This window comes from Streptomyces sp. SN-593, assembly GCF_016756395.1.
Classification (GTDB): domain Bacteria; phylum Actinomycetota; class Actinomycetes; order Streptomycetales; family Streptomycetaceae; genus Actinacidiphila; species Actinacidiphila reveromycinica.
Genome location: NZ_AP018365.1, coordinates 3983228 through 4007036, shown reverse-complemented (window position 1 = coordinate 4007036; position 23809 = coordinate 3983228). Strand labels below are relative to the sequence as shown.

The following is a 23809-nucleotide window of genomic DNA, read 5'->3' as shown; positions in this document are numbered from 1 at the left end:
CGAAGGACCCAGGAAGGGCTCCGGAAAGGGCAGTTGGGGGCGGCGGCCGGGCTGAACGAAGCGACGGGGGCCCGTTGCCGCGCTGGAGGCCGCTAACCTTTCGTCATGTCGGAGCGTGTCACCCCCGGTCGCACCGGCGGCCTGATCACCATGGCCGCCGCGGACGCTCTGTGGGTCGATCTGACGGCCGACAGTGCGGTGCCGACGGCTGCCGGGGCGTTCACCGGCTCTCCTGCTCGTGATCGGGTGGGGTACGTCCTGCTGGGTCGCCATGTGGTGGCGACGGTGAGGGCGAGCGGCGGTCGGTGGAGTGTGCCGGAGGCCGAGGTGCGCCGGGCGGCAGCGGAACTGCACGCGGTGGCGATGGATCCGCGGGACCTGGTGCGTGTCGGTCCGCTTCGTGGGGCGCCGAGACGGGAGAACACCGAGGAGGCGCCGCTGCTTTGGCGCCGGCGCGTCGCGGCGGAACTGCAGGAGCCGGGCTGCCCTGACCGGGTGGCAGGACACGGAGCCGGCCGGCCCCACCCCCTGGCGGGAATCGACTGGCGACACGTGCTCGTGGAGCGGACCCGCGACGGGACGCACCGCACGTGGTGGCTGCCGCGCGCTGTGGTCAGGCTGCTGGACGCGGCCGAGCACGCCGAGAGGCAGTGGACGCAGGCCGCGCGGACCCGCCGGGGGAGCGCGGCCATCACCGGGCCGCCCTCCCACCCCCGGCCGGCCGACGAGGCGGGCGGTCGGCGGACGACGGGCCCTGAGAGCCCCACCGCCTCCCTCCGGCCGTACACCAAGGAACTGGAAGGCAGGCTGTACTCGGTGCTCAGCAGGAAGCCCGGTACCTCCCGGAAGGTGGCCGAGTGGGCGTGCGCCGTCTGCCGCGCCGCGCCCGCCACCGTGCTCGACCACTGCCACGAACACGGCTACGTCCGCGCCCCCGTCTGCCAGTCCTGCAACACACAGGAACGTCCCGACCACCTCTACAGCAACGACATCCGCGTGGCGAACCGCTACGACCGCCTGTTCCACACCGACGCCGACGACTGGCTCCGCCACTGGCACCGCTGTCCCGGCTGCCGCGCCCGCACCACCCTGCCCCTGCCGCACCTCGCCGCATGGACCGCTCACACAGCCTGCCGATCGCTGCGCCCGACCCACCCCGCTGCCCGCGGGCGCACGCCCTGCGGTGTCCTGCGCGTGTCCTGGACGGGCAGTCAGAACGCTCCCCGTTCCTGCCTGTTCACCGTCGCCGTCGACTTCTGCCCCGCTGGCGAGCACCGTGTCCTGGCGCGAGTCGGCTACCGCGACGCCGCCGAGCGGTTTCGTGCCTGGCTGACCGAGACGGCCCCCGCCGTGGCCGCCGCAGCCGGCCCCGACCGCCTGGACGGCCTCCCCGCCGAGTTCCGGCCGGTCATCGAGGACACCAGCGGCGGAGGGCTGGAACTGTTCTGAACGGGCCCCGGGAGACCCGACTCCCGGCGAGGACATCGGCGACGGCCGCAGCCTCGCTTGGGCATGCGTCCCACACGGGTGTGGCGGGGACTTCCCTGCCCGTACCTCGAAGATCGCCGAGGCGTTCCACCCCACGCCGCAGGGCGGACACGGAGGAGCGCGCAGCCCCCCGTCGAGATCACCCCGCGCGTCGCCGGCGCGAACGTCCTACCGTGACCCCGAGCGGGCAGTGCGGAGGCTGCCCCGAGACGGACGGCGTGGGGCACGATGACGGCGGCGGTGCCGTACCGGCGGTAGTAGCCGACGACGTCGGCGAAGAGGTCGGCGGAGGCCGTGCTGCCGTTGTTGACGGCGATCTTGCCGTCGGTCAGCGGTACCACCGTGAGGTTCGAAGCGGTCTGGCCGGCGGCCCAGTTGAGGTTCGCGGTGCCCGGGTACGTCGTTCCGTGCGGGTAGACCGACAGGACACCGCCCGCGCTACATCACGCCTCGGCTAGGAGCGCCGCATTCGCAGCCGCCGAGTCGCGTCCTCGGCAACTCCCGCCGTCCTTCGGCCTGCTGCTAAGTTTTACCGCGCTCTCCTCACGCTCGCTCGGTACCAGGGCGACCCCGCCCGCGTCGAGCGGTGGAGCGCGGTCCCTGGGGGGAACTGTGCACAGATCACGTGTGGTCGGCGTTGCCGTGCTGTCGCTTCTTGTCGGCGGAGGGTTCCTGCCGGGGGCAGAGTTGACCGCGTCCGCCGACACGGGCACGCGGTACGTCGACATCCAGAACGCGTCCTGCTCCGACACCGCTGCCGGTACCGGCACGCAGGCACAGCCGTACTGCACGCTCCAGGCCGCGGTGGACGCCGCGCAGCCCGGCGACACGGTGGTCGTGTCGGGCTACGGGGACTATCCGGCCACCACGGTGACGTCGTCGGGCACGTCCGACGCTCCCCTCACCATCGAGGGCAACTTCAGGGTCGCCGGTCTCACCTTCGCTGGCGTCCACGACGTGGCCCTGCGGGACGGGACCATGATGCTGTCCGCCGGTTCCATACGCGTGCAGGACTCCGACGACGTCACGATCGACAAGTTCAACCTCAACGGCGCCGAGGACGCGTCCGTGATCGCGGTGTCGGGCAGCAGCAGCGACGTGACGATCAGTCGAAACAACCTTCTCCCCGTGGACAAGGACAATCCGGTGATCAGCGTCGGCGTGGGCGTACGGCGCACCGTCGTCACCACGAACGACATCGACGAAGGCGAATACGCCGACCGGGATATCGCGCTCGACGGCGCCGTGGACACCGCCGTCACCAGCAACAATCTGGGCGGTCTCGCCGACCTCGTCGCGATCGACGGCGCCTCCACCGGCACCACCGTGGAGAACAACGGGTTCGACCGCGGCCGGATCGAGGTGGGCGCGGACTCTACGGCTACCACCACGATCGGCTACAACCTCTACTACCCCCGGGCCGGGGGCGCGGTCTACGGCTGGGCGGGCACCGACTACACCGAGGTCGCCTCGTTCCAGACCGCCACCGGGCAGGGCGGCCACGACATCGTCGGAGGAACGGCGGGGGGCACCAGCGGCTTCCAGTGGTACGGCGAGGGCAACCCCGGTATCGACTCGGCCGACGCCAACGCACCCGGTGAGCTCTCCACCGACATCCTCGGCTTCCCCCGTGTCGATGACACGCTGACTCCCAACACCGGTACCGGGCCCGGGTACTTCGACCGCGGGGCGAACGAGCAGCGCAACCCGTTCTCGGTCGGCTACCCCACCGCTTCTCCGAACCGCATCGCGGTCGGAGCCACCGTGACGGTCACCCCGCACGACGTGAACCCGTGGGGGACCACGGTCAGTCGCACGTACGACTTCGGTGACGGCACCCCGCCGCTCACCTCCACGGCTGCCTCCGTCCGGCACACGTACACCAAGCTGCCCGGCAGCGGGGACAGCTTCGTGATCACGGTGGACACCGATACACCCCCAGGGGCCCTTGCCTGGGAACGCCAACTGGTCGAGTACGTCAGCCCGCAGGCCCCTTTCACCGCCAAGATCGCTGTGCTCGCACTGGATGCGAGCACGCCGCTCGCCGTGCACGTCAGGGATGACGCTCAGGGGGACCCGTTCGAACTCGGTTCCTGCCGGATCGACTTCGGCGACGGAACGCCCGCGGTCACCCAGGACTACTCGTGCGAGGACCAGCACACCTACGCGAAGGCGGGTACCTACACCGTCCACGCCACTGAGAGCGACCTGGGCGGCCGGACGTCGAGTACCACGGCCGAGGTCACCGTCGGTCCGGTATTCGTCTCGACCAGCCCCAGCCGCATCCTCGACACCCGCACCGGGCTCGGCGCGCCGAAGGCGCAGGTCGCCGCAGGGAAAGTCGTCCATCTGAAGGCCAACGGCGCCGGTCCCGTCGCGAACGCCACCTCCGTGCTCCTCAACGTCACGGTCACGCGTCCGACCGTCGGCGGGCACATCACCGCCTATCCGGGCGGGGCTTCCCAGCCCACCTCCTCGATCATCAACTACGCCAAGGGCCAGACGGCGGCGAACCTGGTGACGGTCCCGATCGGCCCGGACGGAACGGTCTCTCTCTCCGTCTCCGCCGGCTCCGCCGACCTGGTCGCCGATGTCGAGGGCTACACCACGCTCACCCCTGAGGCGAACGACGGCAGTGTCCTCCACGACGACGGCGGTCTGATCAGGGTGCTGGACACCCGGGGAGACAAGACGAACGGTCTGCCCGCGCTCGGCAAGGTCGCCCCGCACTCCTCCCTCACCTTCACCGCCCTCCGGAACATCGGGAACGCGAATTCCGCGGAGTACGGTGCCACCGCGGTGGTCCTCGACCTCGTCGAGACCGGGGCGACCTCGAACAGCTACGTCACCGCCTACCGTCCGGGCGACGCGGTGCCGACGGCGTCGAACCTCAACTTCGGCACCGGGGAGACGCGAGCGGCCATGGTCGTCGTCCCCGTCGACACCAACGGAAGGGTGTCCCTCTACAACAACGCCGGATCGGTCGACCTCATCGCCTCTGTCGAGGGCGTGTACGTCCCCTTCGGACCCACGACCGAGCCCTTCAACAAGCCTCTCCACCCGATCGCGCCGGTCCGGGTCCTGGACACGCGCTCCGGTACCGGTGGTCACAAGGGTGCGCTCGCCAGCGGCTCCACCCTGCAGGTCCGGGTGGGGGGAACCGCCGGTATCCCCTCCGACGTCACCGGCGTCCTGGTCAACCTGACCGCCGTCACCCCCAGCGCCAACGGCCACCTCACCGCCGATGACCCCGACGAGTTCAACACCAGTCCTGGCGCTTCCACCCTCAACTTCATGGCGGGCCGCACCACCGCCGTCCTCGCGTACGTACCCTGCTACGAGGGCCGTTTCACCCTCCACAACGCCCAAGGCGCCGTGAACGCCGTGGCCGACATCGAGGGTTACTACACCTCCTGACGTCCCTTCCAAGCCGCCGCTGTGACCGGGAGTTCGTCGGGGAAGAGCGTGCCGGTGCGGCGGGTTCCGCTGGGGCGGTGACGCCGTAGGTCCGTTCGTGGTCAGTCTGCGAGGCGTGGTGGAACCTGTCGGGTTCGGCGCGAGGTTGGCGTGGCTGCTGGGCCATCGGGAACTCGGCGTGGGGGAATTGGCGGATCGCGCCGGGCTGAGCGCAGACGATGTTCGAGCGGTGATTGCTGGGGCGGCGCCCGGTGGGGACTGCTGCGGCGGCTCGCTCCCGCGCTGGGGCTCCACACGGTCGATCTGTTCATCCTCGCGGGGCGTGCGGTCCCGGACGACCTGGCGCCGCTGGACGCCGGAGCGGAGCAGTGGGCGCGGCATGCCCTGCTGGATGTGGTGCACATCCCAAGGCCGACGCGCGGTGAACTCCTTGGAATAGCCCGCTCGCTGCCCCAGGAGCCACGGACGACGGGCTTCACGCCGAAAGGGCTCGCGCCCTTGGCCGATGAGCCGGGCAACAAGGTCATCCGCATGCTCCGCTACCGCAACCTGGGCTGGTCAGGCATGGCGCACGCCCTGGCGTTCGTGACGCCTACCTACCTGTCGGCGGCCACGTACGGCGTGATCGGCTCCGGTCGTCAGGACCTCACCCCCAGGCTTCGCCACCCTGCTGGGGATCGACGCCCGCGAACTTGCCGGCTTCACCGGGGTCGATCTGGGCGAGGTGCCATCGCCTTCTCCGGAGGGAGCGGACGCCGCGGCGCTGCTGTGGGAGTTGCGACGCCTCACCGCCGCCCAGGCACAGCACGTCGCCGAGTTGGCCCGCTCCCTGCGCGAAGGCTCCCGCAACGGGTGAATGTCCGACCTGCCCGGGGCGCGACATACGCCAGTACTCGGATGCGGGAACGGCGGCGGGGGACGACCACGACCGCGCGGCAGCGGGGCCCCTCGGACGTCGTGCCCGGTGAGGCACAGGCGGAGGACACGAGATGCGAACTCGTGAGGGGTTGCCCCCAACACGCCTTCCAACGGGTCACGTTGCCGATCGCAGCCGAACGGAAAAATACTGACCTGCGGCGGAACGATGGACAGACGGTCGGGCGGACGTGGCTGAACGTTGGTGAATGACACCAGAACTGAGACCGGACGTCGGTGTCATACCTTCTTGACGACGACGGTGTCAGGGACCAGTTTCTCCAGGTCGTCGACGTCTGAGGCGAAGACGGTGACCTGGCCCTGCTGCTGTCGTGCCACCACGGCGAGCACCGCGTCGATCGCGTACTTGTGCCCGTGCAACTTGGTGTCGGCCAGAAGTCGACGGGCCTGTCGGGCCTCGTCCTTTCCGATGTCGGCGACCTTGAGCCGGGAGAGCACCCAGTCCCAGCGCTGCTCGGTCATGCGGCAGTCGTACGCCTCGACCAGCGTCATCGGGGATGTCACCACCTCGGCTTCGCCCCGGGCCGCCAGGTCGAGCCAGGCGATCATCTTCCGGTCACCGCGTACGGCCAGGGACAAGGCTTCGCAATCGAGCACGAAGACCCGGAGCGGGGGTGCGTGCTCGCCGCCTCGCCTCTTCACGCGGCGTCTCCGACGCCGCTGGTCCGACGACGCTCGTGCTCGGCGTCGAGGCTGTGCAACTCGTCCAGGGCCGTCGTGTGTTCGTCCTCGGTGACGGGGCCGTGCTCCTCCTGGAGCCAGTCGACGAGTTCCACGAGCCGGTCCCGGTCGCGCTTGACCCGCAGTGCCTCGGCGACGTACGCCGACAGACCGCGCTCAGCCGCCTCCGCTCGGATCTCGTCAAGCAGATCCTCGGGAATCGTCACCGTTACCTTCTTACTCGCCATACAATTCACCATACTCCTGGTGCTTCGAGCCTGCTACCAGGGCGGGCGGGCACATGGGTGGTGGTCCCCCGTGGCGCGTCGATGCGCGGTGGTGGCCCAAGGCGGTGCGGGCATGACAGGCGAAGCTGTCAGCCGGGTGTTCGCCGCGCTGCGTTTCCGCTCATCCTGCAACTGACTGATGCGCGCAAGGAGGAGGGCCATGTTCTTGCTCCACCCTGTCCACCTCCTTCGGCGCAGGTGGGACGCGCTGTACGGCCTCGGGGTGGAGTTGCTCACGCCGGATCCGCAACGGGCGTTGGAACTGCGGGTGACCCGTCGGTACGTGAAGGCACACGGACGGTACCGGTACGTACTTTCGGGTGCGGCCCTGCTACTGCCTCTTCCCCGCCTGCGGCTCTTCCAGCGGCGATTGCGCCGGGACGCCCGGCGGGCCACGGCACGCGAGGTGGAGACGCTGCTCCGCCTGGGACGGCGTGAGCAGGGCGTGGGTCTGTGGCTCATCGCCGCCGGCCGGCGTGTGGACCTGCGGAACTGCCTGGCAGAGATGGCGGCGGAGCACGAACACCATGGCATGGCGGACCTCGGGCCGACCGCGGCCTGCCTCGGCGGGGACCAGGACGCCGCAACACTGGTCCGGTACCTTCGCGTCGCACTGCCCCGGGGCGACGAGGAAGGACCGCGCATGGCCCTGGCCGCACTGCTCCATCTCGACGACCGCCTCGACGCCCACCACGCACAGGAGTTCCTCGCTGCCGACGGGCCCTGGGAGCGCTACGCGGGCCATGCCGCGGACCCGGACGATCTACGCCGGTCGATTGCCGAGTACCTCGACCTGTTCTCAGGCGGACGCCCTGCCTCACGCGCCGAACTCATCCGCGACGGCACCTACCCACCCGGCTGGCGGGGCTGGCACCTGCCGCCCTTCTTCTGAACGCCAGCGGGGCGGCTCGAGTGCGCCAGTCAGCCAGGCGAGCAGGGGAAGGGCGGGCGCGATAGGGCTCACCTGGCGGGCCCGGTCCGAGCACGGTTGCGTCCTTGGAAGTGGTGTAGCGGGTGGGACCCGATCCGGGGGTTTGTCCCGGCGTCCGGGTGGGTGCCTGCATAGAAAGACGGCCACCGGCTGATCTTCGAAGTGACTAAGCCTCGAAGGAGATCAGCACGATGACCGCACCAAACAGTCTGCCCCTGCACGCCCTCACCGAGGACAACCTCACCGCGGCGAGTCCCGACCTGCTGCGCGCGATGGTCAAGACGTTCACCGACGCGCTCATGTCGGCGGAGGCCGACGCGATGTGCAACGCCGAATACGGGCAGGTCAGCGACGAACGCGTCAACCACCGCAACGGCTACCGCCCGCGCGAGTGGGACACCCGCGCCGGCACGGTAGAACTCGCAATCCCCAAGCTGAGGTCAGGCAGTTACTTCCCGACCTGGCTGCTGGAACGCCGCCGCCGGGCCGAACAGGCCCTCATCTCGGTCGTCGCGACCGCCTACCTCCTGGGCGTCTCTACCCGTCGCGTGGAGAAACTCGCGCAGTCCCTCGGCGTCACCCAACTGTCGAAGTCACAGGTGAGCGCGATGGCCAAGCACCTGGACGAGCAAGTCACCGCGTTCCGGAACCGACCTTTGGACGCCGGCCCGTACGCGTTCGTCCGGGTCGACGCCCTCACACAGAAGGTCCGCGAAGAAGGCCGGATCATCAACATCCACGCGCTGGTGGCGGTCGGAGTCAACGCCGACGGTCACCGCGAGATCCTCGGCCTGGACGTGGCCACCGCCGAGGACGGCGCCGGCTGGCTGGCGTTCCTGCGATCTCTGACCGCCCGCGGTCTTTCCGGTGTCCAGCTCGTCGTCTCCGACGCCCACACCGGCCTCGTGGCCGCGATCGGCACGGTTCTGCCCGGCGCGTCCTGGCAGCGGTGCCGCACCCACTACGCGAGGAATCTGCTGAGCCAGGTCCCGAAATCTGCCCAGCCCTGGGTGGCGACTTTGCTGCGAACCGTCTTCGAGCAGCCCGACACCGACGCCGTCCAGGCCCAGATGCGGCACGTCCTGGACGCCCTGGAGACCAAGTTCCCCAAGGCCGCCGAGCACCTCGACACAGCCCAGGCCGATCTGCTGGCGTTCACCGCGTTCCCGCGTGAGATCTGGCGGCAGATCTGGTCCAACAACCCCCAAGAACGCCTGAACAAGGAGATCCGCCGCCGCACCGACGTCGTCGGGATCTTCCCCGACCGCACCGCCGTCATCCGCCTGATCGGCGCAGTCCTGGCCGAGCAGAACGACGAATGGACCGAAGCCCGCCGCTACATGAGCCGCGACCTGCTCGCCAAAACCCGCCCCACCCCGAACGAGTCACAAACCGACAAGATGGACCTGCCGACCGCACTCACCGCATAGCCTCACAACGAGATCACCGAGTGGCCGTCGATACACCACTCCCACGGACGTGACCCCGAGCACCACCCGTGATCTCGTCGTCGAGTCAGGAGAGCTCCGTCCGCAGACCGACAACCCCCGCCCGGCCACCCGCGCCGCTGGTGCAACTCGGAACCTCGAAGGGCCCCACCTCGCGGCGGGGCCCTTCGGACGTCGTGCCCGGTGAGGCACTGGCGGAGGATACGAGATTCGAACTCGTGAGGGGTTGCCCCCAACACGCCTTCCAACGGGTCGCCTTGGTATCCGCGGAGAGGCGGGGATGTCCTGACCAGCGATGGAGTAGTCGGGCGAAAGGATTACGGACGCCGATGAACGGGCAGGAACGAGACCAGAACTGAGACCGGACTTCGCAGATTCCTTCTGGTCAGCGGCCGAAGCGCACTGCCGTCCACGAGATAAGCCCGTTAAGCGCGGCGCCGGGCATCACGCATCGGGTCGAAAACTGTTCGCTCGCGTGCGATGCGAAGGATTCAGCTGTCGGCGTCCTTGGGGTGCCGGGTGGAGGCGTAGACGAGATGCACGGTCCGGCGCGGTTGGTCGACGAGATAGCGGACGCGGCCGCTGGCGGTGACCTCGTACTCCCACTGCGGGTACTCGGTGCCACCGAGGGTGGCAGTGCCCAGTCGGCCACGGAGTCTGTGCTGGCGGTCGGGGTCCTTCATGGAGGCCGGGTCGGCGCGCAGCGCCTCATAGCAGCGCCGGGTGTTACCCGGAGCCTCCGTGCACAGGTCTCCCCAGCCTTTGGCTGCATCGTTCGTGGCGAATCGGAGGCGCCATTCGCTGCCGATCGGCGGTGGCGGGACGTCGTCGCCCCGTTTGGGGCTCATGGAGCAGGTACCTCGCCGTGGTCCTCGTCCGGGAGCGGGGCGGTCAGCTGCGCCGTAAGTTCCGGGTCCGCGAGAATCCGGGCGGTGGCACGCCACTCGACGATGACTCGGTGCAGGTTGGTGTGCACGTCCAGTTCCGCGGCATCGCGGGTCGCGTCCACCAGATCGAGGACGAACTCGCGCACTTCGTCCGCCGACAGGTGCCGGGTCCACGGGAAGACCTCGGGCAGGGCGAGCAGAATCGCGCGGGCACCTTCGTCGCTGCTGATCAGGGCCGCGAACAGCCGCGCAGTGACGTCGGCGGTCTCCTCCCGCTGACGGTCATGGCGCTCGGTGGTGAGGTACAGACCCTCGCCGTCCCGACGCGTCACGTGAACGCGCTGGGCACGCTCGACGGTGTCGGCGACCCGCTTGGAGTTCTTCGACAGATCGGAGAACGAAACGGTCAGATGGGACATGAGTCGAGACTACTTCGGAACACATTCCGAAGTCAAGGGGAGGTTGGGGCTTCACCTCTTGCAGCCCTGATGATGGCGCCGATGAGCGGGGTCCGCGGTGCCGTGACCCCCATGACTGCCGGGCTCTGTGCGAGTTTCGGCCGACGTCTGACCGTGGTCGGTCAGGACAGCCCGCGCCGGAGATTCGCCCGGCGATGCGGGACCCCGTGCGTGTGAGCTCGCGACGCATGAAACCCGTCGCTCGACGCGCGGTAGGGCGTGGTCTGCCTGGCGGACCGTGTTCGGCATCGAGGAAACGGCCACGCCACGCAGCCCGGTGCTGTATCTTTTCCGACGTTGATGCGGCTGCACGTCTCACACCACCCGGTTACCGGCGGACTGGGGTGAGCAGAGGGCTCTCGAGAGTCGCCCGCGCTTCAGAATCTCGTCACCTGCAGGGCGTTACGACCTGCCTCTCCAGCCGTAGCCGGGCGGCCCATGAGGGGAGTCGTATGTCTACATCCGACAACGTCACGCGCTTGGCAAAGAGGATCAGCCAACTGACGGAGTTCACATACTCAAAGTCACTGAATCTGGCGAAGCAAGTCAATGTGTTCATCAAGGAACCGCTCTCTGACGCGGCCGGCGGTGCACAGCCTCGCCTTGAGGCGCTAGTGGCTCACACGTTGGCAAATGCATTCCAAGACTGCCAAGTCAATGGCGCCCTGCTAGGCATCCTGAGGGTACAGCCGACACCACGAGGGGTCGTCCTCCAACTTGAGCCCGAGATGTCCGATGAAGTGATCGCGGCACTCTTGCCACGTCTGGACTTCGGCTACCGCGGACTACGTTGTGTCCCTGGCGTGCGCCCACACTGCTCACGCGGCGCGGTCGTCCTGCGCAGTTTGTTCGGATCGGCGGAAATCGCCTTATCCAGAAACGACGGTTCGCCATGACGACTACCATCTCCTCGTGCCGGAGAGATGCCGTTGTGGGATTTGCATCCACACACCGCGCACGTCGAGGAACTATCACACATTCAGAGTTGGGACAGCCCGTTCAAGGGCGACCGAGCGCCCCATCGCGACCTGGTGCTGAGCCGAATTCTCCGCCGCCCCACGCTGGTGAATCGAGCAGCCGCTACCCACGGAATAGCTAATTGCTACACCCACGGCACAACAGACCTGGTGATCGAGTGGTGCTGCGGCGACAGCCTGAACTCGATGTTCGGTGCGCTACTGGCGCACGGCATGATCGATGGCCTGCCACCGGCAGAAGCCGCCGAGCTGTATCCCGCTTCAAACACGGCCCTGCTGGGAAACCGCAGCCTTGTTCTGCGTCGGCATGATTCTTGCATGATTCACGTTGGCCAGGCCCATCTCGCCGCCATGGCGTGCTCGGTTTGCGACTGATGTACTACGTATCGGTCCTGGCTGGCCTGATTTTTTGCGTACTAGTTAAAGAAGGTATTCGGCTCTTCAGGGACATCTTGCTGCTGCGCCGCCTGGAGCGACTGATGATCGATTGCTCACCGCTACAACGGGCCAAAGTCGGCGGCCTCCTTGCAGCTTCGCTCGGCGCGCCGGAACATGCTCGCTGCCGGGAAAATGATTGCACCATCGAGGAAATTAACAGAGGCGGCATCCGAGGAAGTTCCGAGTGACCTTCCACGCGTCCTCGTACGCCGACGCGCCGGTGCGCGTGACCCGGCCGATGTCAGCGGTGTAACGAGGCTCGGCACCAGTCCGTCGCCACCGACATCCCGGCTCATGTCCGAAGCGCGTCGGCGGCCTCATCTGGGAGGTGGCGAAGGAGAGACCCGAGGACAACCCGGAGTCCCCCGGAACGGCCCGTTGAGACTGTGGATGAGACTACGAACGTCGAAGGACCCCACCGCGAGCGGGGGGGTCCTTCGACGTCGTGCCCGGTGAGGCACTGGCGGAGGATACGAGATTCGAACTCGTGAGGGGTTGCCCCCAACACGCTTTCCAACTCTTCGTTCCGGCGTACGCGGGGGTTCGTCACCGTTCTGAGCTGGGACGTAGCGGTGATCAGTACGTCCGTCGGACGGTCTTGAACGCGAGCGAACGCAACCCGAACTGCAACCCTCCGGCGTGCGATGCGCGCCACCGCAAACCGGCACCAATAGGAAAACCGCCCACCGGCATAGGCTGCGCCACGGGTGCCGCTGTCCCCGCTGTGCCAGGCGTGTCTTCAGACTGCAACCAACTTCGACCGCCGATCCTGGTATCAGAATCGTCAGACCAGGTATTGGGAGAAGGCTGCCTCCAATTGCTCGGCTGCGTCTTGATGGGCCCGAAGGTGGGGCTTCATCACCCACAGATCCTCGCGGAAGGGCTCGAAGCCCAAGGACTGCCAGGTACGTTGCACGCTGGCCTTTTCCCGTTCGACTCGCGGTTCGTCGTCGCGGTCGTCGAGGGGGATCTCGATCGGGAAGGGATGCGTGGCCACGAGGGCTGCGGAGCTTGCCAGCCAGCGCAGTGAGCGGGCGATCAGGAGTCGCCCGATACCGCCATGGCCGCGCCAGGCCGGCGCGAGGCGAACGCGGTCGATGATGACCACATGTGCGCCGACGATCAAGCCTTCCTCGAAGTCGGGGTGGAGACCCATGTCTCCCGACGGATCGAACAGTCGGGCGAAGTGTTCGTAGTCGGATGACCTTGCGTCCAAGGAGTCGTAGATGCGGTCGATGCGCCCCAGGTCCAGTGTGAGCCCGGACATCGCGAAGACGGTCAGTTCTTCGCGTTCGCCCTGTGAACTCCGTGAGAGCGAGGCATCTGGAACGGACAGCCTGATGTTGTCAGCGACTGCGCCTTCGTCCTCCGGCTCCCATAACGGCAGCACGGCGTGGCATTGCCATTCCAGTACTGCCGGTTCGTCGTCGGCGTCCATGGCGACAAGTGAGGTTTCGGAGTCGAAGCGCAAGCGGAGACGGGACAGATCTGAAGTGAGGCCGGGCCCGGAGAGTGCGTCATCCATACCCGAACGTTAGCCAGTTCCGTCCTCTATCGGAGGTCAGTCTCCGAATCGAGTGAGCTCGGCTCATTGTTGATGCGAGTGCCTGCCCATAGCCTGTGACAGGCAGACGCGCGCCGCTTGATTGGCCACTCGGTGACTGCGGCTTCTGGGAAAACGCTTGCAGCTCAGCGCTCAGGGTGGGAGACCGTGTTCCGTGCCCTCCTTGCCTGCTCCGAGCTCGACCGGTGTCCGTATCGCCGGTGACCGGTACCAGTGGCTAGTCGCGTGGCAGGGCTGTGTCAGCGCGTTACGTGACGCGGCGCTTCGCTTGCCGAATCCGGTGGTGGCGGTCGGCGTTGAGGCGGACGGCGTGGGCAACGTGGATGACGTCGTCCTGTACCGCCAGGCGCCGCCGCACACCTACATGCAGGTCAAGTACGCCGCGGACAGTTCCTCGCTCGTCAACGAGGAGTACTTGCTCAGGCCGAGCGACCTGGGCGGCCCGTCGATCCTGCGCAAGGTGGCGCAAGCCTGGCAGAAGCTCGCCGGTGACGGCACTGCGGTCGATTTCGCCCTGGTGAGCAACCGGGCCCCAGATGCCGGGGATCCGCTGATCTCGCTGCGGGATTCCCGCACCCAACTGCTTGTGCCGAGGGCAGCGCAGCAGGGACCGCGCTCGAAGAAGGGGCAGGCACGAGGCCGCTGGGCTGACGGCACTGGGCTGAGCGAGGAGGATCTGCTGAGCTTGCTCAAGGTGCTGCGGTTCGACCTGGCACGGGATGTGGTGCATCTATACGAGCACCTGCAGATGCTGATGTTCGCCGCCGGGCTCCGGTTCGATGAGGAGTCCATGCACGCCGGTGCGGACTGGGTCGCGCGCCAGGTTGCCGACGGGAGGCGCCGGCTGTCTCTGGCGGATGTCAGGGAGGCGATCCGGTCTCTGCGCCTGGAGGCCGGCTCGTCACGGGCGGTGCTTTCGGTGGCCACGTTGAAACCGGACCCGCTGGCAGAGGACGCCGACTACTCGGTGGATTGGGTGGACCGTTTCGAGGGCGCCTCACCCTATGTCAAGCGGCGTCCGCTGGCCCCGGCGACCTGGGCGCAGTTGCAGGCGGATATCGAGGCGGCACCGCTTGGGATGCCACCGGGTAGGACCTCCATCGCTGTCACCGGCAGTCTGCGTCTCGCGCCCGCGTTCGCGGTCGGTACAGCGTTCCGCATGGTGACCGGTGTCGACTTGGCCGTGGCTCAGCGCGGACAGGCGTGGTCCTCCGCTGCGCAGTACGACGCTGCGCTGGCTCCGGAAGTCCAGGAGCACGCTCTCGGTCTCGGACCGGACCTGGCGGTGGCCATCGCGGTCTCCATCGATCCCACCGAGGACGTACTGGACTTCCTGCGGGAGCAGCAGGTGCCCGTCTCCCGGCTGCTGGTGCTGCGCCCGCCCGGTGGCGCGAAGGACAACTCCATCCCGGATGCGGCCACGGCCAGCGCCTTGGCCGTCGGCATTCGGGATCTGCTGCGCCGTGCCTGCCGCGCGCACCTAGCGATACACCTTTTCCAGGCCGGACCGATGGGTCTGGCTGTGCTGCTGGGCAACCGATGGAACCGTCTGCGCCCCACCACCGTGTACGAGGACATCAACGGGCAGCAGGTGTACGAGAAGGCGTTCATCATCGATGCGTAGACACCCGACCTGTTCTGCACGGCCACGTTGTCTGGGGTGGCCCAGCGCGATAACGATCGCAGCAGGCCCTGGGCGAAGGGCACTCCAGACCACCGGAGAGAGTTGCGGCCGGTGAACCATGCTCATGGGCGTGTCGGCTGTGTCGTGCGTCGGCGCGGAACGGGACAGTCCCTCACCATGAAGATCAACGGGCTGTGATCCGCGGGGCGTTGTCAGTGGGCGCCCTTACCGTGTAAATGAGCAGCCATTGAACGTCCGTTTCTCGCTGCCTCCTCGCACGGAGGCCGCATGTGAGGGCGTGCACCGGGCTGAACGGCGAGCCCGAGGAGGCACACTGCATGGGGATCAACGAAGCGTTCGACTCGCTGCAGAAGACCGTCGACGAGGACATCGCAAAGACGCGGCTGGCCCGCGAGCGTCGGGACCTGTTCAAGGAGGCACTGCGGAAGGAGCCCGACGTCCTCAAGACGTTCGGATCGGGCTCCTTGAGCCGCAGCACGCAGCTCAAGCCAATCCATGACGTCGACATCGTAGTCGTCTACGACCCGGACGAGCACCCCGAGTGGGGGAGCAGCGGGCCGAGCGCGCAGGAGGCTCTCGAGTACATTCGCTCCCAGGTCAACCGGCTACTGAGCCAGAGTGCCGGTACCCATGCCACCGTGATCCGGCACACCTTGGTGCGCAACCACGCGGTCAAGTGCTTCCTCGACGACATCGACGACCCGGAGGCTTTCACTGTCGACGTCATGGCCGCGCTGCGGCAGCCCGACGGCTCGCTGCTCATCCCCGAGAAGCTCAATGCCAGGTGGGTGTCGGCTAACCCGGAGTTCCTGATCGATATGGTGGCCGGACGCCAGCGGGACTGGTCGTACTTCCGGCCGCTGGTCCGGCTTCTCAAACAGTGGCGGCTCGGCGTGCCGGTCAAGGGACGCGTCAAGTCCTTGGTCATGGAGGTGCTCGCCCTGCAGTGCCTGCCGGAGTCCGGCAACCGCGCCAAGGGGCTGAAGACGTTCTTCACCGCCGCCGCAGTCCGCGTCCACGAGGGTGTCTGGGATCCAGCCGGTCTGTGCGGCGAGATCCAGCCCGACCTTGACCGTCAGGGCCTATCGGATGCCCTCTCCGAAGCTGCGGACCTGGCGGACCGGGCATGTACGGCAGCGGACGAGGGCAACACCGATGAGGCGCTGCGGCTGTGGCAGGAAATCTTCGGCGATGACTTCCCTGCGCCAGCGGTGGCCCCGAAGAGGACCGGCTCAACGATCGGCGCACCGGCGCTCCTCACTGCCCGCCCCATCAAGGATGCACCTCAGGGATGACGACCCCACCTTCCGCTGGTACTCGCACCCCTATCGCCTGGTGGGAGTGCGAGGCACGCCGACTACGACGGGACCAAGAGGAGATCCGCGCCTGCTTCCCTGACCTTCTGTTCAGGAATGATGGAGCGGGAGGATGGCAGGGAGTTCTTCCCCGCTGGCCGTTCGACCGGCCGGAGCCCGCCCGTCTGGCCGACTGGATCGGCGGATGCGGTCTCGAACTACTCCTGGAATACGGTCAGGCATATCCCATCGTGGCCCCGCGGATCTTCCCCGTGGATCCGTTGCCGGAGCCGTGGGAGTGGACGCAGCACTGCTGGCATCTCAACGGTGACGCCAGCTTGTGCCTGCTGCGGGACGACGTGTGGACGGGCCGCGAATCCGTGGTCGACCTCCTGCTGAAAGCCGCTGGCTGGCGGATCGAGTACGCGCTGATGAAGCACCGGGCGATCGAGCAGATGACCAGCAGCGGGATCGTCGCCGACGACAGCCTCGACCAGTTGCTGGTCTGCCCCCCGGAACCCGGGGACACTGCCAGGCCCGGGGAGCCGGATGCTGCTGGGCAGGGGGGCTCGGCGTGCTGATCCTCATCCCGACGGCAGCCGCGGGCAGATTCCGCACTGCAGGCTCGTGGGGCCGGTTGTCCCTGCGTATCAGTCGGCCTGACGGCCTCGCCGTCGTGAGCGGCATCTCCGAGCGAACGGAGGGAGCCGTCCTATCGGTAGATCCCGCCGAGCTCGGGAACCGGTTGCTGGCGGGATGCGACCCTGTTTCCACCGGCTATTGGTATCGGGCCGCCGGTGAACTTCACGCACACTGGTACCAAGTGCGGGCACGGCGCGGCACGTCGTTGCCGCTCGACATCTTCAAGAGCGCCGTGCCCAGCGGATTCAAGGCCCCGGGTAGCAGCGGATACGCGGCCATCACCTACACCCCCGCCGTGCAGGACGAGTTTCCCGAAAGCGGCCTGCCCGACCTCCTGGCCTGGCACGTCACCCGCACGGACGCCCGGCCGCTTGACGCGTCTGTCGAACCCGAAGTCACCGGCATCCGGCAACTCCAGCACCACTGGCCCGTCGAAGAACTGCAAAGCGCCCGCGTGATGCTGGTCGGGGCAGGAAGCATCGGCTCAGCTACCGCGCACGCGCTGGCCGGCTACGGCATCGGCCACCTCACCCTGGTCGACCCCGACCGCCTCCTTTGGCACAACCTCGTCCGGCACACGAGCTCCCGCAAACAGATCGGCCGCGCCAAGGTCACCGCCCTGGCCGAGGAACTCGCCCTGCTGCGCCCCGACACCGCCGTCACCCCTCTCGCCCTAGACGTCATCGAACACGCCGACCGCATCCGTGCCCTGCTGACGGACACCGACATTGTCGTCTGCGCGGCTGACGGGGTGGCTGCCCGCCGCGTCACCGGCCACCTGGCCCGCCGCGCAGGCCGTACCGCTGTCCTCGCCTGCGTCCTGCAGGACGGAGCGGTTGGGGAGGTCCTGCGGCTGCGCCCCTGGACCCAGCACGGCTGTTTGTCCTGCCGCCGCGAAAGCCTCGCCGAAGCCGGCGGTCTCGACCCCGAGCCCGCCCTGGACGCCGGATACGGCACCGGCACCCGGCACCGGCCGATGACTGCCGTCGGCCCCGATCTCCACCTCGTGGCCCACCTCGCGGCGAAGACCGTCGTTGCCACCCTCCTCGAACGCGTGGGCCACCCCGATCAGCGTCTGCCCGGCGAGCACGCCCTGCTCGCACTGCGCCGCCAGCCTGGCTGGGCCGCGCCCTTTGACCTTGACCGCACCGGAGAACTGCGCTGGCTTCCCGCCACCCCGCCGAGGCCCGGCTGCCCCACGTGCGAATCGCCATGACACCGCAGCCCGTGACTGCCGTGCTCCTCACTGCCCAAGCAGCCCGGGTGATCACCACCGAACTGCGCACCGCCGACCACACCATCGAGACCGGGGGGATTCTGCTTGGCCATCACATCCGCGACACCGTCACGGTCCGCCACGCCGGAACGCCAGGCCCCGCAGCAGTTCGCACCCCCACCTACTTCCTCCGCGACCTCGCGCACGCCCAAGCGCTCGCCGACGAAGCCTTCACAACCGACGCAAGCGTCTGGATCGGCGAATGGCACACCCATCCCACTGGCCCTCCAGCCCCCAGTGCACGCGACACGGCCACCTACCGCCGACTTCTGGGTGACGCCGAACTCGGGTTCCACAGCATCGTTGCGCTGATCCTCGCGTACCGAGGTGGACGTTGGACAGAGAGCGCCTGGACCTGTCATGGCCAGTGCGTCACTCCTGTGGAACTCACCAACAGCCTTGTGGATAAACCGCTGTGAGCACCGCCACATGGCCTTTGCATCTCCGGTCCTCTACGTCAGCGCGCGCCTCAGCCACTGCACGGTCTCCTGGCTGCTTGCGCGCTCTGCCACACCAGAACGAGCGAGGTAGGACAAGCAACTGCAACTGGAACTGCAACTGCCAACGACGAAGCCCCCGGCCGTGGAGCGGTCGGGGCCACGTTTCGGCTGGTGAGCCGGTGCGGAGGGTACGAGATTCGAACTCGTGAGGGGTTGCCCTCAACACGCTTTCCAACGGGTCACGATGGGATCCGGCAGGACTCGGCAGAGTTCTGACCGGGCACAGGAGCGCATGCGGCCGCGCGGTGAACGCGGACGGACGCAGGCGAATGAGACCAGAACTAAGACCAGCGCACCGCATGCCCTCGGTAGCCGGAGCGGTTGGCGGGTGTTCCCTTTGTGGCATCCGTGCAACGGGGTAGATCGAGACGCCACGCTCAGCGGTTCGGTCTTCCCCAGTCCGTGACGCTGATTCCTGCCCGCACGAGCACGTCGTGGCTGAGACCCAGTTGCTCGATCGGGGACTGTCCTTTGCGCAAGAGCCAGCGGCTTCTGCGATCGCGTTCATGAGGACTGAGCAGATTCCAGTCGTCGTGGTGGACGCCTGCTTCGCTGTCGGCGCCAGCCTCGTGTGCGGCCTGTTGGACGAAGTCGAATTCGCCGGGGGTGTGGCTCAGCGCGATCAGGGACCATGCGGTCGTGTAGTCGAGTGAGGGGCCGTGGTATCTCATGAGCTGGTGAGCGCGCCACTGACGGACGGGGGCGAGGAGCCAGCGCGTAGTCTCCAGGTTCATGCAGTGTCGCCTCCGGGGTCGGTCGGGCCGGTGGGTAGCCAGTGGGCAGCCGTCCGTTGGAGTTCGGTGCTGCCGAGCGCCTGAAGGGTCGAAGTGAGGGCGCGCAGGAAGACCTCGTGCTGCTGTGGGGTGCGGATGTCGGCAAGCAACTGGTCGACGAAGCGGACGATTTCGTCGCGAAGTGTGTCGTGGTCGGAGTCGTGTGGCGCTTTTACGTCGCTCACTGCGGTGGCCAGATTCTTGAGGTCGCCAATGCGCTCGGGGTAGCGGTCGATCCACCACACTGTGCGTAACCCAGGGTCGGAGAGGATGCGCTGGAGGAAGGCGAGACGACGGAACACGTCCTGTCGTTCGAGGTCGCCTTGCTGCTGCCTGTGCTGGTGTTCCTCAGCCAGGTTCCGGTCGGAGTCGGCGACTGTCAGAGAGGCGACACCGTAGGCGGTGAGCCCGGCGCCCGGATTCAGCGGTCGGGCTATGGCCTGGTTCAAGACGTCTTGGGCTGCTGGGGTCTCCAGCACCGTGTAGCGGCTGAGAGTACGGCGGGCGTGCTCACGTAATCGGTGCCGGGCCAGCACCACGGGATCCCTGTACTGATGTGCTCTCTCCGTCTCCACATACCAGGCGCCGTCGATGTGCACGGTGAAGAAGATGCTGGGCACTCGGCTGGGAAGGCGCTCGTCGTGAAGCTCTACGATTCCTTCGGTTGCCGAGGTGTCTGGGGCGTCCGGGGCGTCCGCCGGGCTGCTGATGGCGGGCGGTGGACCCGGACGTCCGCGTCGTCGGGCAAACAGGCTCATGCCGACGGAGCGTCCGGTTTTTCGGAACCGTTAGTCGCGAGACCGGGCGCGGCCGCCAGTGGTTGCGCGGGAGCGGGTGCTGAGGACGCAGGCGCAGAGATGGTTGAAGGTGCCGGTTCGGGAAGAAGCCGTTCAAGTAGGATCGGGCGCCGCCGGTGCCCTGTCTCGGTGATAACTCCCCTTTCTCCGACCAGCAGGTCGGATACTCCGGCATCACGCAAGTTCCCACTGAGCACGGCCTCGGCAATGTCAAGGCAGTGCTTGTCCGAGACGGCGGGCGAGTCCAGCCATGCGGCCAGCGACTCCTTAGCCCGGTCGGCCGTGGCCTCATGGTTCCAGGCAGCGCGCCAGCCGCGGGCGAACAGGCTGTCCTCGCCTTCACGATCGTTCGTGTCCGCTTCGGCCACGAGCGACAGGGCGATGGGAGCCTCACCGGTCAGGCTGGTCAGGGCGAGGAAGGCCGTCGCCCCGGCCTGCCGGATCACCGCGTTATCGTTCTCAGCCCAGTCGACGATCTCGCCCAGGACCAGGTCCCTCAGAGCGGTTTCGGCAGCCAGAGCACGAATGGCTCGGGCGACGGCAGCAGCGCCTCGCTGATCAGGGTGGGAAGCGAGGAGGCGCAGCCGGGTGAGTGCGACGCGGGGGTAGGCGCGGCCGAGGCTGCCAGCGCAGACCTCAGCGATTGTGGTGGCCAGGGACTCGCTGAGCCTCTTTTGCTTGGCTGCGTCATAGAGGTACTTGCGTACTGAGACCCCGATCCCGGGATGGGTTGCCGTACTTTCCAGCACGCCTACCGCGAGCCTGCGATAGGCGTCGTTGCCCATGGATGTCCACTCAGTGACGATCCGAAGGACACTCTGCCCACCTGGAGCAGTGGCCAGCCGTGTGATCGCTTCTGCGACCTGCTCACGGTACTTCGCGGCGATATCTCCGGGAGCAGTGATGTCTGAGGCCCATCGCAGAAGCACCTCTCTGAGAAGAGGCCGTTGCTTCCAGACATGTGACAGCACCGATTCATGAAGGCCGTGTCGCGCTTTGCTCAGGGAGAGTGCGTCGCTACCGGCCTGTTCTGCTCCGATGACCTCCAGCCTGGTCTCCAGGTCGGGCCCGGCCAGCGGGCCGCCGAGCGGAAGAACGCCCTTCACCTGATCGAAGAGCCTGTCAGCAGCTGTCATCACGACGTCGGCGGGCAGCCCTTCGAGGAGGGCCGTGGCAATCAGCAGTGCTCGGTCGCGGAGGTTCTCCGTGCCCTCGTACTTCTTGAACCAGTCGGCGAGATAGTCGTGCCAGTTGTCGAATTGGCTCTTGGCAGCTGCGGGGTCATCAGTGGGCTCATTGGCAATGATCCGGGTCAGGCGGACCGCGGCGGTTGGTGAGGCAGTGGGGCCAAGGAGCCCCGCGAGTTCTGAGTCGTCGCTGAGCCACGCGAGACGTCCAGCGTTGTAATGCCTCAAGTGCGCCCTGGCGACCTGGATGGCTGGCGGTTGTGTGTGCTCGATGCGAGGGACGGAGGTCAAGGTGCCCGGCCTCCACGTGTTGGCCGTGGCCAGGACCACCAAGAAGGCGCCGCAAGCTGCTGCATCCTTTTGATAGCCGCCCAGGCCCTGGTAGAAGTCCGCCGGCAGAGTGCTGTAACCCGAAAGGTCGAGGAGGAAGCCGGCGTTTGGTGTGTAGGGGATCTGTTCGGTGCGCGGGCGGTCCCAGTCCAGGGCAAGGCTGTGGATGTCCTTGCCCTTCACGCCCGCATCGCGCAGGATCCGCAGCGCCGTCGTACGCCGGCCCGTCTCAGCGGCCCCTGTCAGTACCACGACGTTGTGCTGCCCGGACGGCCGCTTCAACAGTCGGACCGCCCGTTCCACTTGCCGCTCTTGGCCGGCTTCGGTGTCAGCATGGACGTATGTCTGCTCCACCAGCGCGGCCTCGGCCTCATCGACCCTGACGGCCCCTAGGTACTGCCATCCGCGGACGTAGGTGTGGTGGTGCTCTTCGTAGTCACCGGCCACCTGGGTGACTGTGGCATGGTCGGACGCCCCCGCCTCTAGGTGGACCCCTACCTCCGGGGGCTCCCCCTCCCCGCTCATGACTGCCCCGGGTTGATGATGGTCTGGTTGCCTCCGACCTGGGTGATCCGCGCCTTGCCACTGGCCTTCGCGTTCTGCCGGATCGCTGTTGCGCGTTGGGCGCTCTCGGGGTTCTCCACCCTCCACCGGGTGACGAACTCCAGTAATTCACGCGCCGCCTCTGGATCTTCGTCGGCCAAGTCCTGCAGCCGGACGGCCCAGGAGGCCGACACCACGCCGGCTTGGTCCGCTGCTTCACCCGCCGTGGCGGCCAGCAACAGACCTCTGTCGGCGTCGAGACGGGCGAGTTGGCGTGCTTCGTTCTGTGGCTGTCCACGCCCCAGCCAGCGTGCGATCCAGTCCCGGAAGCCACGCCATCCATCCGCCGTCATGGACGCGACGAGCGCTGACGCGCCGGCCATGCCCACGGTCGCCAGTTCTCCGGATACGTCCAATGTCGTCCCCTCCCAGTCGGCAACAGTGACGAGACTCATCCGTTCCCTGCGCGCCCTCACTCCCATGGTCACGGAGCGAAATACGGCGGATTCGCAGCGCTACGCGGCTGAAAACGGTTGTTTCTACGTAGACATGCGTACTGATCCATAAGGCATCACATGCACGACATAGGCGTTCTGGCCGTCAGTGACATCGGACGTTCCACAGACTGGCGGGCCCTCTCAGGAGTCGAATCTGGAAGGTGGCGCAACGAGTATCCGTTCGCGTTCGAGGTGCGGCGCCTTCCTCAGCCGATCCGGACGGGTGATCGTTTTTGCCTGCTGCCACGTTGCAGGTGTCATCCTGGAAGCCGGTCGATGAGGTGGGGAGTTGGCGGGATGCGGTGGCAGGTGCACGGTGAGCGGCAGATCTACGGCAACCCGTGGGTCAACCTGTGGTTGGTCGATGTGCAGCAGCCTGATGGGCGCCGGTGGGAGCACCATGTCGTGCGGATGCGGCATTTGGCGGTCGCTGCGGTGGTGGATGGGCAGCAGCGGGTGTTGATGATGTGGCGGCACCGGTTCATCACGGACACGTGGGCGTGGGAGCTGCCAATGGGGTTGATCGAGGCGGATGAGTTGCCGGAAGAGGCTGCGGCGCGGGAGGTGTTGGAGGAGACCGGCTGGCAGGTGGAGTCGATGAAGCCGCTGGTGTACGCGCAGCCGGCGAACGGCATCACGGACTCCGAGCACTACGTGTTCCGGGCGGACGGGGCTACGTACGCCGGGCCGCCCACGGAGCAGAACGAGTCCGACCGGATCGAGTGGATTCCGTTGAAGGACATCCGGGGGATGATCGACCGCCGGGAGATCGTGAGCAGCGGCAGCCTGGTCGGGTTGCTGCACCTGCTGCTCGACAGCACCAGCGCCTGACC

Annotated in this window: 23 protein-coding genes; 14 read left to right on the top strand and 9 right to left on the bottom strand. The window is 67.4% G+C overall.

What is annotated here, in order from left to right; all coding sequences use genetic code 11:
- Positions 1–105: 105 nt before the first annotated feature.
- The 3 genes from RVR_RS16790 (at position 106) to RVR_RS38615 (ending at position 5761) form a co-directional block, all read left to right on the top strand.
- A complete protein-coding gene (locus RVR_RS16790; protein WP_202234633.1) occupies positions 106–1449 on the top strand; it encodes an endonuclease domain-containing protein in 1344 nt (447 codons plus the stop codon).
- A gap of 666 nt (positions 1450–2115) precedes the next feature.
- Complete coding sequence (locus tag RVR_RS16785; protein WP_202234632.1) at positions 2116–4905, top strand: PKD domain-containing protein; 2790 nt, start codon at positions 2116–2118, stop codon at positions 4903–4905.
- A 724-nt stretch (positions 4906–5629) separates the two neighbouring features.
- Positions 5630–5761: a hypothetical protein gene (locus tag RVR_RS38615; RefSeq protein WP_272933087.1), complete on the top strand. Its 132-nt coding sequence runs from the start codon at positions 5630–5632 to the stop codon at positions 5759–5761.
- Between the two features lie 299 nt (positions 5762–6060).
- On the opposite strand, the gene RVR_RS16780 is transcribed toward RVR_RS38615, so the two are convergent.
- Together RVR_RS16780 and RVR_RS16775 are read right to left on the bottom strand one after the other, a co-directional pair.
- The gene (locus RVR_RS16780; protein WP_202234631.1) at positions 6061–6483 is read right to left on the bottom strand and encodes a hypothetical protein; all 423 of its coding nucleotides are present in this window, start codon (positions 6481–6483) and stop codon (positions 6061–6063) included.
- Positions 6480–6749: a ribbon-helix-helix domain-containing protein gene (locus RVR_RS16775; RefSeq protein ID WP_202234630.1), complete on the bottom strand. Its 270-nt coding sequence runs from the start codon at positions 6747–6749 to the stop codon at positions 6480–6482. Before RVR_RS16775 ends, RVR_RS16780 begins: the two co-directional genes overlap by 4 nt.
- 199 nt (positions 6750–6948) lie before the next feature.
- Here RVR_RS16775 and RVR_RS16770 point away from each other — a divergent pair, with 199 nt between their 5' ends.
- Both RVR_RS16770 and RVR_RS16765 read left to right on the top strand, forming a co-directional pair.
- Positions 6949–7680 (top strand): DUF6000 family protein, encoded by a 732-nt coding sequence (locus RVR_RS16770; protein WP_202234629.1) that lies wholly within the window; start codon positions 6949–6951, stop codon positions 7678–7680.
- A gap of 230 nt (positions 7681–7910) precedes the next feature.
- Positions 7911–9149 carry an IS256 family transposase gene (locus RVR_RS16765; protein ID WP_202234628.1) on the top strand — a complete coding sequence of 413 codons (1239 nt, stop codon included), beginning with the start codon at positions 7911–7913 and terminating at the stop codon, positions 9147–9149.
- 509 nt (positions 9150–9658) lie between these two features.
- Here the strand turns inward: RVR_RS16765 and RVR_RS16760 are convergent.
- On the bottom strand, positions 9659–10015 hold the full coding sequence (locus RVR_RS16760; protein WP_202234627.1) for a hypothetical protein: 357 nt from the start codon (positions 10013–10015) through the stop codon (positions 9659–9661).
- Complete coding sequence (locus RVR_RS16755; protein ID WP_202234626.1) at positions 10012–10473, bottom strand: HhH-GDP family DNA glycosylase; 462 nt, start codon at positions 10471–10473, stop codon at positions 10012–10014. Before RVR_RS16755 ends, RVR_RS16760 begins: the two co-directional genes overlap by 4 nt.
- A gap of 491 nt (positions 10474–10964) precedes the next feature.
- Between RVR_RS16755 and RVR_RS37635 the strand changes: the two genes are divergently transcribed.
- Genes RVR_RS37635 through RVR_RS16745 form a run of 3 tightly spaced genes read left to right on the top strand, consistent with a single transcriptional unit; the run spans position 10965 to position 12115 of the window.
- Positions 10965–11408 carry a hypothetical protein gene (locus RVR_RS37635; RefSeq protein WP_237404793.1) on the top strand — a complete coding sequence of 148 codons (444 nt, stop codon included), beginning with the start codon at positions 10965–10967 and terminating at the stop codon, positions 11406–11408.
- A 27-nt stretch (positions 11409–11435) separates the two neighbouring features.
- A complete protein-coding gene (locus RVR_RS16750) occupies positions 11436–11864 on the top strand; it encodes a hypothetical protein (protein WP_202234625.1) in 429 nt (142 codons plus the stop codon).
- The gene (locus tag RVR_RS16745) at positions 11864–12115 is read left to right on the top strand and encodes a hypothetical protein (protein ID WP_202234624.1); all 252 of its coding nucleotides are present in this window, start codon (positions 11864–11866) and stop codon (positions 12113–12115) included. Before RVR_RS16750 ends, RVR_RS16745 begins: the two co-directional genes overlap by 1 nt.
- Before the next feature lie 596 nt (positions 12116–12711).
- Here the strand turns inward: RVR_RS16745 and RVR_RS16740 are convergent.
- The gene (locus RVR_RS16740) at positions 12712–13452 is read right to left on the bottom strand and encodes a hypothetical protein (RefSeq protein WP_202234623.1); all 741 of its coding nucleotides are present in this window, start codon (positions 13450–13452) and stop codon (positions 12712–12714) included.
- 193 nt (positions 13453–13645) lie between these two features.
- On the opposite strand from RVR_RS16740, the gene RVR_RS16735 reads away from it, so the two are divergent.
- The 5 genes from RVR_RS16735 (at position 13646) to RVR_RS16720 (ending at position 18768) form a co-directional block, all read left to right on the top strand.
- A complete protein-coding gene (locus RVR_RS16735) occupies positions 13646–15115 on the top strand; it encodes an SAVED domain-containing protein (protein ID WP_202234622.1) in 1470 nt (489 codons plus the stop codon).
- 338 nt (positions 15116–15453) lie between these two features.
- Positions 15454–16431: an SMODS domain-containing nucleotidyltransferase gene (locus tag RVR_RS16730; protein WP_202234621.1), complete on the top strand. Its 978-nt coding sequence runs from the start codon at positions 15454–15456 to the stop codon at positions 16429–16431.
- 272 nt (positions 16432–16703) lie between these two features.
- A complete protein-coding gene (locus tag RVR_RS37630; protein ID WP_237404792.1) occupies positions 16704–17012 on the top strand; it encodes a hypothetical protein in 309 nt (102 codons plus the stop codon).
- Positions 17006–18289, top strand: a complete 1284-nt coding sequence (locus RVR_RS16725) for a HesA/MoeB/ThiF family protein (protein WP_237404791.1) — start codon at positions 17006–17008, stop codon at positions 18287–18289. Before RVR_RS37630 ends, RVR_RS16725 begins: the two co-directional genes overlap by 7 nt.
- Positions 18290–18336: 47 nt before the next feature.
- A complete protein-coding gene (locus RVR_RS16720) occupies positions 18337–18768 on the top strand; it encodes a Mov34/MPN/PAD-1 family protein (protein WP_237404790.1) in 432 nt (143 codons plus the stop codon).
- A 458-nt stretch (positions 18769–19226) separates the two neighbouring features.
- Here RVR_RS16720 and RVR_RS16715 read toward each other — a convergent pair whose 3' ends face one another.
- The 4 genes from RVR_RS16715 to RVR_RS16700 all read right to left on the bottom strand — a co-directional run bounded on the left by RVR_RS16715 (position 19227) and on the right by RVR_RS16700 (position 22934).
- Positions 19227–19583: a hypothetical protein gene (locus RVR_RS16715; RefSeq protein WP_202234620.1), complete on the bottom strand. Its 357-nt coding sequence runs from the start codon at positions 19581–19583 to the stop codon at positions 19227–19229.
- On the bottom strand, positions 19580–20380 hold the full coding sequence (locus RVR_RS16710) for a hypothetical protein (RefSeq protein WP_202234619.1): 801 nt from the start codon (positions 20378–20380) through the stop codon (positions 19580–19582). Before RVR_RS16710 ends, RVR_RS16715 begins: the two co-directional genes overlap by 4 nt.
- Complete coding sequence (locus RVR_RS16705) at positions 20377–22383, bottom strand: hypothetical protein (RefSeq protein WP_202234618.1); 2007 nt, start codon at positions 22381–22383, stop codon at positions 20377–20379. The genes RVR_RS16710 and RVR_RS16705 overlap by 4 nt, the downstream gene beginning before the upstream one ends.
- Positions 22384–22457: 74 nt before the next feature.
- Positions 22458–22934 carry a hypothetical protein gene (locus RVR_RS16700; RefSeq protein ID WP_202234617.1) on the bottom strand — a complete coding sequence of 159 codons (477 nt, stop codon included), beginning with the start codon at positions 22932–22934 and terminating at the stop codon, positions 22458–22460.
- Between the two features lie 339 nt (positions 22935–23273).
- Between RVR_RS16700 and RVR_RS16695 the strand changes: the two genes are divergently transcribed.
- Complete coding sequence (locus RVR_RS16695; protein ID WP_202234616.1) at positions 23274–23807, top strand: NUDIX hydrolase; 534 nt, start codon at positions 23274–23276, stop codon at positions 23805–23807.
- The last annotated feature ends 2 nt before the right edge of the window (positions 23808–23809 follow it).